At 45.2% G+C, this 13285-nt stretch carries 11 protein-coding genes; 8 read left to right on the top strand and 3 right to left on the bottom strand.

The features are described 5' to 3' along the window. Positions 1–231: 231 nt before the first annotated feature. Both QV280_RS08585 and QV280_RS08580 read left to right on the top strand, forming a co-directional pair. Positions 232–831 (top strand): LysE/ArgO family amino acid transporter, encoded by a 600-nt coding sequence (locus QV280_RS08585; RefSeq protein ID WP_023402676.1) that lies wholly within the window; start codon positions 232–234, stop codon positions 829–831. 95 nt (positions 832–926) lie between these two features. Beyond that, a complete protein-coding gene (locus QV280_RS08580; RefSeq protein WP_367869521.1) occupies positions 927–2399 on the top strand; it encodes an MATE family efflux transporter in 1473 nt (490 codons plus the stop codon). Positions 2400–2463: 64 nt separating this feature from the next. Here QV280_RS08580 and QV280_RS08575 read toward each other — a convergent pair whose 3' ends face one another. Together QV280_RS08575 and rne are read right to left on the bottom strand one after the other, a co-directional pair. Further along, a complete protein-coding gene (locus QV280_RS08575; RefSeq protein WP_152819662.1) occupies positions 2464–4023 on the bottom strand; it encodes a SulP family inorganic anion transporter in 1560 nt (519 codons plus the stop codon). A gap of 164 nt (positions 4024–4187) precedes the next feature. After that, the gene (rne, locus tag QV280_RS08570) at positions 4188–7280 is read right to left on the bottom strand and encodes a ribonuclease E (RefSeq protein WP_152819663.1); all 3093 of its coding nucleotides are present in this window, start codon (positions 7278–7280) and stop codon (positions 4188–4190) included. A 603-nt stretch (positions 7281–7883) separates the two neighbouring features. On the opposite strand from rne, the gene rluC reads away from it, so the two are divergent. After that, positions 7884–8828 carry a 23S rRNA pseudouridine(955/2504/2580) synthase RluC gene (rluC, locus tag QV280_RS08565; protein ID WP_023402682.1) on the top strand — a complete coding sequence of 315 codons (945 nt, stop codon included), beginning with the start codon at positions 7884–7886 and terminating at the stop codon, positions 8826–8828. A gap of 34 nt (positions 8829–8862) precedes the next feature. On the opposite strand, the gene QV280_RS08560 is transcribed toward rluC, so the two are convergent. Continuing rightward, positions 8863–9450, bottom strand: a complete 588-nt coding sequence (locus QV280_RS08560; protein WP_152819939.1) for a Maf family protein — start codon at positions 9448–9450, stop codon at positions 8863–8865. 117 nt (positions 9451–9567) lie between these two features. On the opposite strand from QV280_RS08560, the gene yceD reads away from it, so the two are divergent. The 5 genes from yceD (at position 9568) to fabD (ending at position 13261) form a co-directional block, all read left to right on the top strand. Beyond that, complete coding sequence (yceD, locus tag QV280_RS08555; protein ID WP_152819664.1) at positions 9568–10104, top strand: 23S rRNA accumulation protein YceD; 537 nt, start codon at positions 9568–9570, stop codon at positions 10102–10104. A 5-nt stretch (positions 10105–10109) separates the two neighbouring features. After that, positions 10110–10280 carry a 50S ribosomal protein L32 gene (gene rpmF / locus QV280_RS08550; protein WP_004414666.1) on the top strand — a complete coding sequence of 57 codons (171 nt, stop codon included), beginning with the start codon at positions 10110–10112 and terminating at the stop codon, positions 10278–10280. Between the two features lie 9 nt (positions 10281–10289). After that, positions 10290–11315 carry a phosphate acyltransferase PlsX gene (plsX, locus tag QV280_RS08545; protein ID WP_023402685.1) on the top strand — a complete coding sequence of 342 codons (1026 nt, stop codon included), beginning with the start codon at positions 10290–10292 and terminating at the stop codon, positions 11313–11315. Positions 11316–11320: 5 nt separating this feature from the next. Then, positions 11321–12271: a beta-ketoacyl-ACP synthase III gene (locus QV280_RS08540; RefSeq protein ID WP_023402686.1), complete on the top strand. Its 951-nt coding sequence runs from the start codon at positions 11321–11323 to the stop codon at positions 12269–12271. Positions 12272–12337: 66 nt separating this feature from the next. Continuing rightward, positions 12338–13261 (top strand): ACP S-malonyltransferase, encoded by a 924-nt coding sequence (fabD, locus tag QV280_RS08535; RefSeq protein WP_023402687.1) that lies wholly within the window; start codon positions 12338–12340, stop codon positions 13259–13261. Positions 13262–13285: the final 24 nt, after the last annotated feature.

Here is a 13285-nt window from a genome sequence, read left to right as displayed (position 1 = left end):
TGATATTTATAATAATGACTGGCTAATCACTATCCTCATACTGGGACAGTATTTAGTCAGTATTATGGATAAAAAGTGATACCGCTCATTACTTTTTACCTGTGGGCATTCAGAGCAAACTCATAGTCATGGGTTTGCTCTTTTTCTTTTCTAAAGACCATTTCCTCAAATTGCTATTTATGCAAGTGAACTGTAAAGTTATCCACCATTTTTATTGTTGTGGGTAATACTATGTCGCCTTTTTTTGCCGGACTTTCGATTGGGCTTTCTCTTATTTTGGCTATTGGCGCACAAAATGCTTTTGTGATTAAGCAAGGTTTAATGCGTCAGCATGTTTTTTGGGTGTGCTTAGTGTGTGCATGCTCGGATGCATTGTTGATTTTTGCCGGTGTTGCGGGCTTTTCAGTGGTGGTGAAAGCCTATCCGCAAGTCGAAGATATTGCTCGTTATGCTGGCGCCTTGTTTTTAATCGTGTATGGGCTGAGCAGCCTGTGGTCGGCATTTCGCAATAAACACACGCTTGACCCTACTGCGAAAGCACCATCCTCGTTAGCCAAAACATTAGCGGTGTGTTTGGCGTTCACTTGGTTAAACCCGCATGTTTACCTAGATACCTTAGTGTTCTTAGGTTCTGTGTCCACCCAATATGGCGCAGATAAATATGAATTTGGCTTAGGTGCTGTGTGCGCTTCGTTTATTTTCTTTTTTAGTTTGGGTTATGGCGCAAGATTATTAACCCCTTACTTCAAAAAAGCCCATACTTGGAAAGTGCTGGAAGGTTTAGTGGGGGTGACAATGCTGCTACTGGCCTTTGAATTACTGAGGAATTAATACTGAACGTGCTATTAACGAGGCATGCTATCGAGTAAACCTACTTGATGGTGGTAGTGCTTGCGAATGGTATTAGAAGATATCAAGGAGTGACGGTGGCAGAGCAGGAAGCGAAGTTCGTACAAGGTTCGACAATGAAACACATACTGACCATGTCAGGTGCGGGTTCCATTGGATTAATGTCATTATTTATTGTCGACCTGCTCGATATGATGTTTATCAGTATGCTCGGTCAGGTGGAACTGGCAGCAGCTGTGGGGTTTGCTGGAACCTTAATCTTTTTCTCAACCTCTATTTCCATTGGTACTTCAATTGCCATGGGAGCGTTGGTGTCAAAAGAACTTGGCGCAAAACAGAGGAAAAGTGCTAAGCATCTAGTCATCAACATATTGGTGACAGCCTTTCTAGTCAATGCCGTCATTACCGGCATTATGACTTATTATATTCCTGAATTGCTGACATTAATCGGTGCTAAAGGTGCGGCCTTTGAGCACGCTAAAGATTATATGTACATTTTATTGCCTAGTACACCCATAGTTGCTCTAGGTATGGCAGCAGGAGCGGCGCTACGTGCCGCTGGGGATGCCAAACGTTCGATGATGGCCACTATTTGGGGTGGGGTAGTCAACGCCATTTTAGACCCCATTTTTATCTTCGTATTTATGTGGAATGTCGAAGGCGCCGCATTAGCATCGGTGATCTCCCGCGCGACCGTATTGACGTTTTCCTTAGCCCCTTTAATTAGACAGCACAACCTTGTTGGACGTTTTAACTATCGCCATTGGTTAATGAGCCAGCGGGCTATCTTCGCCATTGCATTCCCTGCCATTTGTACCAATATTGCGACACCCGTAGGCAACGCCATTGTGACAAGTGCCATTGCGCAATATGGTGAAGACTTTGTCGCTGGGTTTGCGGTGATGGGGAGATTAACGCCCGTAGTGTTTGCGGCTATTTTTGCATTGTCGGGGGCAGTGGGTCCTATTATCGGACAAAATTACGGTGCACTGCGCATAGATAGAGTGAAAGAAACGCTGCGTAATTCGTTGTTGGTGGTGACGGTTTACTGTCTATTGGTCAGTGTGGTGTTGTTCTTTTTGCAGTCGCAAATTGTGAATGCCTTTAACCTCACTGGCGATGCCGATGTGCTGGTTCGAACTTTTTGCACTTACATTGCGATTACCTTTTTGTTTAATGGGGCGCAATTTGTCGCAAACACCTCGTTTAATAATCTTGGTAGGCCTTTATATTCCACCGCATTAAATGTAGGTAAGGCGACGTTAGGCACCATTCCTTTTGTCTACTTGGGTTCGACACTATTTGGCGCACTTGGGGTTTTATATGGTCAAGCACTGGGAAATCTAGTGTTTGGCTTGATAGCGTTAGCCGCCTTACGGTTTCATTTACAACAATTAGATGCCGAAACACCTTCTGAGATAAAAGAGACCTTCGATGAGGAGCTTGAAGACGGAGTACATTGCGTCAATATGCAGCCATTTTGTACTCATGACGCTGTGGCAATGGAAGAGCTGGTGAAAAATGATGAGTTGCTAGGTGAGAAAAAATAACCGCTAAAAAGAAGAATGCCGATAGCACTCAAGTGATATCGGCATTGTGTAGGTTTGCTAAAGTTTAACCGGCAAGAACATCGGTCGCGACTTTATAGCTAGGATCTTCCTTCACGTTGATTTCAACTAGGCTGCCTGCTTTGTCTAATAGTGCACGACAATCTTGGCTTAGATGACGAAGATGTAGGGTTTTACCTTCGGTATTGTAGCGCTCAGCAAGGGTTTCGATGGCTTCGATCGCCGAGTGATCGGTCACGCGAGAATCCGCAAAATCGACAATCACATCATCAGGGTCATTCTTCGCATCAAATAGCTCTAGGAAGTTAGCTACCGAGCCAAAGAATACAGGGCCGTGGATTTGGTAGACCTTAGATCCTTCTTCGTTTAGCTGGCTGCTTGCGTAGATGTGCTTAGCGTGTTGCCATGCAAACATCAGTGCTGAGGCAATAACGCCCACTGCCACCGCAACCGCAAGGTCGGTCAGCACTGTTACAACAGTCACAAGAATAATCACGAAGAAATCTTGTTTTGGTACGCGACGAGCCAGTTTAAAGGTTGCCCATTCAAAAGTGCCAATAACTACCATGAACATGACTCCAACCAGTGCGGCGAGTGGGATCATTTCAATAAGACCCGAGGTAAACAAGATGAACATCAGTAGCGCAAGCGCCGCCACAATCCCAGACAGTCGTCCACGACCACCAGAGTTTATGTTGATCATAGATTGACCAATCATGGCGCAGCCACCCATAGCGCCAAATACCGAACAGCTTAGGTTAGCAATACCTTGACCGACACATTCACGGTTACTCTTACCGCGGGTGTTGGTCATTTCATCGAGTACTGTCAGAGTCAGTAGTGATTCAATTAATCCAATGGCCGCTAAAATAATCGCGTATGGCAGGATGATTTTTAATGTCTCAAGGCTCAGCGGTACTTGTGGAATAGAGAAGGTTGGCAGAGTGCCTGCTAATGTAGCATTTGAGTCACCTGACATGGCACGTAAGAAATCAACTACGGTGCGAGTGTCTAATCCGAAAAAGTGAACAATAGCTGTGACCGAGACAATGGCAACCAATGAAGAGGGGATGGCCGTTGTAAACTTCGGCAGAAAATAGATGATAGCCATAGTCAGCGCAATCAGGGCAAACATAACGGCCATTTGGTCGCTAGGAAGCCAAGTCATTACTCCTGCAACATCAGGAGCTTTGAATTGCCCAAGTTGAGCAAGGAAGATAACAATCGCCAAACCGTTTACAAAGCCAATCATTACCGGATGCGGCACGATGCGAATAAACTTACCCAGCTTAAATACGCCAGCTAATATTTGCAGAATACCGGTCAACATAATGGTCGCAAACAGATATTGCACGCCATGCACGGCGACTAAACTGACCATAACCACAGCCATTGCGCCGGTTGCGCCAGAAATCATTCCCGGACGACCACCAAAAATAGAGGTAATTAAACCGACGATGAAGGCAGCGTATAAGCCAACCATAGGGTCAACTCCGGCAACAAAGGCAAACGCGACCGCTTCGGGAACCAAGGCCAGTGCAACGGTCAGTCCCGACAGAACGTCATTTTTGACGCTGGTGGTTGAAAATTGAGGAGATTCAAACATATGAATTCATTTCTTCTTACAATTATTGTTTAGTCGGCGAATCCTAACGGAAACACCGTTGAAGTGCAATCAAGAGATAAGGTGCAAGATGCATATCTTGTGTTATCTAGATATAAAAAAAGAGCCAACCTAATGGCTGGCTCTCGGTTTACATTTTGCGTGGACTAGAAGCTAGGCTTAGTGGTACCAGCAGAAGCTTGATGCGTTGCTGCTTGACTACCCGCTGCACGACCTTCAAAGCGTTCGCTACGGAAGTTTGCGGCATTAACCGTAATTTCCTGTAGTTGCTGTGGACCAGGTGCGCTAGTCATACCTGACTGAGCGTGGCCTTTAAAGCTTGCTTTTGCCGCTTGAGGCTCAACGGCCGCAACAGGTTCAGCTTTAGCCGGCGCAGGCTCTACAACTGGTGCTTCACTAACACTGCTTTCACTCACTGGTGTCTCGTTAGAAACAGCTTCAACCGCTTTAGCTTCAGCAACAGGTGCTGCAACTGTTTCAGCAACTTCATTAGTGGCTGGCGCAGGTTGTGGCTCAACAGCTTCGTTAACAACTGGTGCTACTGCAGGTGCTTCAACGTTTTGCGTTTCAACCGCTTTCACTTCAGCTTGTGGAGCTGTAACGGTTTCAGTCACTACCGCTTCTGTTTTCGCAATAGGTTGTTCAATAACCGGTTGCTCAATAACAGGCTGCTCAGTAACCGTTGGCGCTGCTTTCATGATGATCACTTTACCCATCGACATTTCAGGGAAAGCAACACCACTGGTGATACCCGTAGCGATAACTTCTTCAGCTACACGTGGCTTTCTCTTAGGCTTAGGTAAGTCATATTTTGGCATAACTTTGCCCATTGCCATCTCAGGAGAGGCAACACCACCTTTACGTAGACGGAACGGATTAGGTCTGCGATCGCGACCGCGACGACGACGTTGTCCACTGGCACGTAGGTGACGAGGTGAGCGACGATTGCGACGTTGTTGTGGCGCTTCGTTTTGTTCAGACTTGTCAGTTTGTTCAGTTGCTGCTGTTTCAGTAGAAACTTGACCTTTCGGTTGTTGTTTCTTGGCTGGTTTTTCAGCTACAGGCTTAGGCGCTTTAGCGACATCAACATTTTGTTGGTTTGCTTCAGCTTGTTGGTCTTTAACGCGCACTTGTTTTTTCATCTGACGACGTTGGCGACGTTGTTTAACCTGACTTGTCTTAGTTTCTTTTTCGCTCTTAGGCGTAGCTTCAGGCTCTTTCTGAGCTTGCTCAGCGATTTTCTTGCCTTGTTCTTCAACCTTATTCGGTGTCTTTCTCTCTTTACGAGGTTTACGCTTGTTCTCTTTACGAGGCGCTTCTTGCTGAGTAGACGTTGAATTAGGCTTATCAGTCGCAGTTTCATCACGCTCTGTGTTGTTACGATTAGAGCGGTTGTTATTTCTGCGGCGATTATCACGATTGTTGCGACGACGGCTGTCGTTGCGATCGCGACGTTGTGGTTTCGGTTTTTCTTCTACTACTGGTTCTTCGTTTACTTCTTCTGAACTAAAGAATTTACCGATAGCAGCGAAGATACGAGAGAACAAACCTGGCGCTTTTGGTGCTGACGGAGTCGGCTTAGCCGCTGCTGCAACTGGAGCCGCTTGAGGTGCTGGCGCTGCAGATTGTGTTGGAGAAGCAAAACCTTGTAGTACAGGTTCTTCGATGCGTTTTGGCGCAACTTCTACTTCACCCGCTTCGCGAGCTTCCGCTTCTTTCATTGCATCTAGCTTTTTAGGCAATAGGTATGAAAGTAGGCTTTGTTCTTCACCTTCACGAACGCGAACGATTTCGTAGTGAGGCGTTTCCATATCTGAGTTAGGTACGATAAGCACCTTAACTTCTTGGCTACGCTCAATATGATTGACGCTGCGGCGTTTTTCGTTGAGTAAGTAAGAGGCGATAGGCACAGGCACAACAGCCAGTACTTGCGCGGTATTGTCTTTTAGTGCTTCTTCTTCGATTAGACGAAGAACAGATAGTGCTAGAGATTCGTTATCACGAACAACGCCGGTACCTGAACAGCGTGGACAAATATGGTGGCTAGCTTCAGCAAGAGACGGGCTCAAGCGTTGGCGAGACATTTCTAGCAGACCAAATCGTGAAATGCGACCAATCTGTACGCGGGCACGGTCTAAACGAGCCGCTTCACGGATGCGGTTTTCAACTTCACGTTGGTGACGAACTGGTGTCATATCGATAAAGTCGATAACCACTAGACCACCAAGGTCACGTAGACGTAGCTGACGAGCAATTTCATCGGCTGCTTCTAGGTTAGTATTGAGTGCGGTTTCTTCGATGTCACTGCCTTTTGTTGCGCGAGCAGAGTTGATATCGATAGAAGTCAGTGCTTCTGTTGGGTCAATAACGATTGAGCCACCAGAAGGTAAGCGTACTTCGCGTTGGAACGCAGAGTCGATTTGAGTTTCAATTTGGTAGTGGCTAAATAGAGGCACTTCACCGTCGTATTTTTTAACACGATTAACGAAGTCTGGGCGTACCAATTGAATGTGTGCTTGAGCACGTTCAAAAATAGTGTTGCTGTCGATCAGGATCTCGCCAATATCGCGACGTAAGTAGTCACGAATAGCACGAACGATAACATTACTTTCTTGATGGATAAGGAAAGGCGCTTGATTTGCATCAGCCGCTTCTTTTACTGCTCTCCAGTGATTAAGTAGAACATTTAAGTCCCACTCAAGTTCTTCAGCGCTTTTACCAACACCGGCTGTACGAACAATTAAACCCATACCTTGTGGTAGCTCTAAAGTGCTTAGTGCCGCTTTAAGTTGGGTGCGTTCGTCACCTTCGATACGACGTGAAATACCGCCGGCTCTTGGGTTGTTAGGCATTAATACTAGGTAGCTACCCGCAAGAGAGATAAAGGTAGTAAGAGCGGCGCCCTTATTACCACGTTCTTCTTTCTCTACTTGAACAATAACTTCTTGGCCTTCTTTAAGCACTTCTTTAATGCTTGGACGACCTTGGTATGTGTAGCCTGCAGGAAAGTAATCGCGTGCTACTTCTTTAAGAGGGAGGAATCCGTGTCGTTCTGCGCCATAGTCAACAAATGCTGCTTCTAAGCTTGGCTCAATGCGAGTGATACGTCCTTTGTAGATATTCGCCTTCTTTGATTCGTGGCCAGGACTTTCGATATCTAAATCAAACAGTTGCTGTCCATCAACGAGGGCGACGCGCAACTCTTCTTTTTGAGTTGCGTTAATTAACATTCTTTTCATTCGAATTCTCGTCGTTTTTTCTCTGATTATTTTATTTGTGATTGTCGCAATTGTTTCTATCGATGGTGCCTGATCCCATGGTCGATCGGTGCAGCCTCACGGCTGGAAGGGATGCTCGGGGACACTTTAGCCATCACATTTTACTCTTCAGTAAAAGGTGATCTGCGAAAAATTTGCAGTCGAACTCTGCATCGATAGGTAAAAGTTGTGCGACATGCTTGTTCAGAATCAATGTCTTATGCCTTACGCAGCACGGAGTAATGAACAATCAACTTTCATTTCTTGTCAATTTGCGCCTTAGTAAAGTGTAAAAAATAACCAAGGGAACATATTGATTGACGAACTATAACAGTGTCACTAATGCACAGCAATCGACAAACAGATAAAGGATAGAAAAAAAACTAAAAAACACCAAGCTGAAATAGCTAATCATATGATTATATTAGATTTAATTAATGTGAGTAAAAATGACAAAACTGTGACGGTGTCATGTTGTACACAGGTTTTTCAATTATCTAACCGCGAATGCACGTCATAGCCAATTTATCCAGTGCAGAGTAGAAAGATGTGATTTAGAACACTTTAGAATGTTACACTAGGCAAATGAGTGAAATAAGAACCCCAGTCCAGTTTGTTGAGATAGATTCTGACATGGCCGGACAGCGCATCGATAATTTTCTGCGCAATCAATTAAAAGCAATCCCTAAGAGTATGGTTTACCGAATTATACGTAAGGGTGAAGTGCGCGTGAATAAAAAGCGTATCAAAGCCGAATACAAACTTCAGGCAGGCGATGTTGTGCGAATTCCGCCAGTGACGATTCCTGCCACTGAAGAGACGCCAGCCTTAAGTACTAAACTTAATAAAGTGTCAGAGCTTGAGCACTGCATCTTATATGAAGATGATCATCTGCTTATTTTAAATAAACCCTCGGGTACTGCGGTGCACGGTGGCAGTGGTTTGAAGTTTGGCGCTATTGAAGCGTTACGAGCATTAAGACCGGATGCGAGATTTTTAGAACTTGTGCATCGCATTGATAGAGATACCTCCGGTATTTTATTAGTGGCCAAGAAACGCTCGGCACTGCGCCATCTACAAGCCCAGTTTCGCGAGAAAACCGTGCAAAAGTATTATTTTGCCTTGGTGATGGGTGAGTGGAAGAACAGCATTCGTAAAGTGACTGCGCCGCTTCTTAAAAATGAAGTAAACAGTATTGTGCGGGTAAATCCGAACGGTAAGCCGTCAGAAACGCGCTTTAAAGTGATTGAAAAGTTGAATAACTCGACTTTAATTCAAGCGAGCCCAATTACTGGCCGTACCCATCAAATTCGTGTGCACGTTCAATATACTGGCCACCCAATTGCTTGGGATGATCGTTATGGCGACCGCCGTTTTGATGCATTTACCGCTAAAGTAGGGCTAGATCGCTTATTCTTACATGCGGCTAACATTAAGTTTACCCACCCAGGTACAGAAGAAGAGATGGATATCTCGGCACCAATGGAAGGTAAACTAACGCGTGCGATCGAAAAACTGCGAGTGTCGTAATGTGTGTAAAGTCGCGATTAATTTAAATTAGCCGTTAACCTAAAACAGAGACACCTTCATTTTCTAGTAAGTCGATAAGCTCGATGAGTGGCAAACCAATGAGGGTGTTTGGGTCTTTACCCTCTAATGCACGAAATAGAGCGATACCTAAGCCTTCGCTTTTAAAGCTACCGGCACAATTTAATGGTTGCTCTATTTCAACGTAACGTTTGATTTGAGTCTCTGACAACGTTTTAAAATGCACGTTAAAAGTATCGACAATGACTTGAGTGCGACTATTTTTAGTGTTGTACAGCGCAAGTCCAGTATAAAATGTAATGGTTTGGCCGCTTTGCTCTGTGAGCTGTTGTATCGCCCCTGCTGTGGTATGCGGTTTACCTACAATGCGACCATTAACCACACAAACTTGGTCAGAACCAATTACGAGGTGCTGACCATCAGGAAGAGAGCAAGATTTGGCTTTTCCTTCAGCCAGTCTTGCGACAAGCTGCTCAGGCAATTCATTGTCTAGAGCCGTTTCGTCAAAGTCAGGGCTGACTTGTATAAAAGAAACCGATAGTTTACGCAGAATCTCTGCTCGATAAGGGGATGTCGAGGCTAAGACAATTTGATATTCGTTCATGAATTCCAGTTCGATGTTTAGATTGTTTGGCATAGAATAATCGACGTACAAAAATTGAGTAAGTTTTTTCTGTTTTCCTTTGACTAAATTTGATTTGAGAGATAATATTCGCGCCCTATGCAAAAGGTAAAAATACCGCGAACGGTTGACCCGAGTAAAGCAGCTCAGAAACGACTAGACTATGATGGCATCATCCAAGTCAGTCTGCTCAAGCGCTTGGCCGAGTCGGTCGAAGGCGTAAAACGCAACGCAGAAGTCACATTGTCATTTGACTTAGATGAACAACGATTGGTCGTTATCTCTGGTAAAGCTAACGTCGAAGTCGATTTAGAGTGTCAACGCTGCAATGAGAACTTCACACATGTTTGTGAAGTCCAATTCGTCTATACCCCTAATAAGGGCGAAAAGACCGAAGAGGAAGCCCCGGAAGAGTACGATTTGGTAGATCTGAACGAGTACGGTGAATGCGATCTCATACAGTTAGTTGAAGACGAGTTCCTTCTAAACTTACCTCAAGTAGCAATGCATGATGTATCTGAATGTAGCGTAAATACACATAACTTGGTTTTTGGTGACATTCCTGAAGAAATTGAGGAAGAGAAACCAAACCCGTTCGAAGTTTTAAAAAGCTTAAAAGCAAAGACAAAGGAGTAGGGTCAATGGCCGTACAAAAGAGCAAGAAATCACGTTCAATGCGTGGCATGCGTCGTTCACACGATGCGCTAACTACAGCTGCACTATCTGTAGACGCAACTTCAGGTGAAACTCACCTACGTCACAACGTGACTGCTGAAGGTTACTACCGTGGCAAAAAAGTAATCAACAAGTAAGGTTACTTTTTGCGAACGATTACCGTTGCACTGGATGCAATGGGTGGGGATTTCGGTCCCCATATTACAGTGCCTGCCGCCGTGCAGGCATTGTCTATTTTTCCAGAGCTAAAAGTTATTTTAGTGGGTGACGAATCCGTCCTCATTCCCCACCTCTCAACATTGGGATTTTACCCCAATGCACGCATTCACATCGAACATACCGATAAAGTGATTGCAGACACCGATAAACCCTCATCTGTAATGCGCCGTAGCGCAGGCACCTCTATGCGTCGCGCAATCGATCTGGTTGAAGAGCAGACCGCACAAGCCTGTGTCAGTGGCGGAAATACGGGTGCATTAATGGGATTATCTCGCTATCGCCTAAAACTTTTGCCGGGTATAGAACGACCTGCACTGGTTTCTGCATTGCCAACACGCAACGGCGAAAAAGTATGGCTACTTGATCTTGGGGCGAATGTCTCGGTCAACGCTAACACTTTGTTTCAGTTTGCAGTGATGGGTGCGGCTTTGGCCGAAGAGCATTTGCATCGTTCACCGCGAGTGGCGATTTTAAATGTCGGTGAAGAAGATATTAAAGGGAATGATCTGGTAAAAGATTGCGCTGAATTACTGCAACAAACAGAATCTATTAATTACATTGGATTTATTGAAGCAGATCAGCTATTACAAGATGAAGCCGATGTTGTTGTCTGCGATGGATTTGTCGGCAATGTCTGTTTAAAAGCATCTGAAGGGGTAGCCAATCTATTCCTAGATAGGTTAAAACATCATATGCTGGCATCCAAGTTTAGAGCTTGGATATCAAAAATTATTTTCTCTGAACTGTTTTCTGAGCTAAAACAACTGAACCCCGACCAGTATAACGGGGCAAGTTTGTTAGGATTGCGCGGCATTGTCATTAAAAGTCACGGAAGTGCGGATAAAACTGCTATCATCAATGCAATCATAGAGGCAGTTCACGAGGTCAAACGTCAAGTACCCAGTCGTATAAGTGACCGTTTGGAAACCGTTTTACTCGAGAGGCAAAATTAGTCTTCATGTATAGCAAAATATTAGGCACAGGCAGCTATCTGCCTTCTCAAGTGCGCACCAATGCAGATCTAGAAAAAATGGTTGATACCGACGACGAGTGGATTGTAGCTCGTACTGGTATTAAAGAGCGTCGTATTTCAGCACCGGATGAATCCGTTGCTGATATGGGCTTTATTGCAGCAAAAAATGCGATTGAGATGGCAGGTATTGATAAAGCCGATCTTGATCTTATTATTGTTGCCACTACCAGTGGTAGCCATGCCTTCCCATCATCTGCGTGTCAAATTCAAGGAATGCTCGACGTTCCTGGCTGTGCTGCTTTTGATATAGCGGCAGCATGTACTGGCTTCGTGTATGCGTTGTCAGTAGCTGACCAGCATATCCGTTCTGGAATGTGTAAAAACATTTTGGTTATCGGTGCTGACGCTCTATCAAAATCAGTAGATGAAATTGATCGCTCAACCGTTATCTTATTTGGTGACGGTGCGGGTGCAGTTGTATTAGGTGCCAGTGAAGAACAAGGCATCCTATCTACGCATCTTGGCGCGGATGGTCGTTACGGTGAATTACTGAGCCTTGAAATGCCAGTTCGTGGTGGTGAAGTCGATAAATGGCTGCACATGACGGGCAACGAAGTATTTAAGGTGGCAGTCACTCAGCTTTCTCGTTTAGTTACCGATACGTTGAAAGCCAATAACCTTGAGAAACAAGATTTAGATTGGCTAGTGCCGCATCAGGCCAACCTAAGAATCATCTCTGCGACAGCCAAAAAACTGTCAATGCCGATGGATCAAGTGGTGGTAACCCTTGACCGTCATGGCAACACTTCAGCCGCTACGGTACCGACAGCACTCGATGAGGCTGTACGCGATGGCCGAATTAAGCGTGGCCAGTTGATGTTGCTAGAAGCCTTTGGTGGTGGTTTCACTTGGGGTTCAGCGCTAGTTAGGTTCTGATAAAAGCGCACATGATTAATTTAAAGAAGTGCAACTGCACTTCTTTTTCAATATTTAGGACGAATTATGAGCAAGTTTGCAATCGTATTTCCAGGTCAAGGCTCTCAAAGCCTTGGCATGTTGGCCGATCTTGGCGAGCAATTTGATGTTGTTAAACAAACCTTTGCTGAAGCATCAGAAGTCTTAGGTTACGACCTATGGGCACTGATTCAAGATGGCCCAGCAGAAGATTTAAACCAAACTCACCGCACTCAACCTGCATTGCTAGCCGCATCTGTTGCGATCTGGCGCGTATGGAATGAGCAAGGTCTTGCTACTCCTGAACTGGTTGCAGGCCACAGCTTAGGTGAATACTCAGCTTTAGTTTGTGCAGGCGTAATCGATTTCAAACAAGCGATTAAACTGGTTGAACTGCGCGGTCAATTGATGCAAGAAGCAGTACCAGCAGGTACAGGCGCAATGTACGCGATTATCGGCCTAGCAGATGACGCTATCGCAAAAGCGTGTGAAGAAGCGGCGCAAGGCGAAGTGGTTTCTCCAGTAAACTTCAACTCTCCAGGTCAAGTGGTTATCGCAGGTAATAAAGCGGCGGTAGAGCGTGCGGGCGCATTGTGTAAAGAAGCGGGCGCGAAACGTGCATTGCCTTTACCTGTGTCAGTACCTTCGCACTGTGCACTGATGAAGCCGGCGGCGGATCGTTTGGCTGAAGCGCTTAAAGATCTTGAATTTAATGCTCCAACACTACCTGTGATCAACAACGTTGATGTTGCTGCTGAAACGGATCCTGCAAAAATTAAAGACGCGCTTGTACGTCAACTCTATTGCCCAGTACGTTGGACTGAAGGCGTGGTGAGCATGCATGAGCAAGGCGTAGAGAAACTCTTTGAGTTGGGCCCAGGTAAAGTTCTAACGGGTTTGACTAAACGTATCGTGAAAAGCCTAACGGCTGCAGCAGTGAATGACACAGCATCACTAGAAGCTGCGAAATAAGATTCTTAACGGAGACAATAAATA

This window comes from Vibrio sp. B1Z05 (assembly GCF_052955985.1).
The sequence above is the reverse complement of the archived record's forward strand: the minus strand, read 5'-3'. Positions and strand labels throughout refer to the sequence as shown.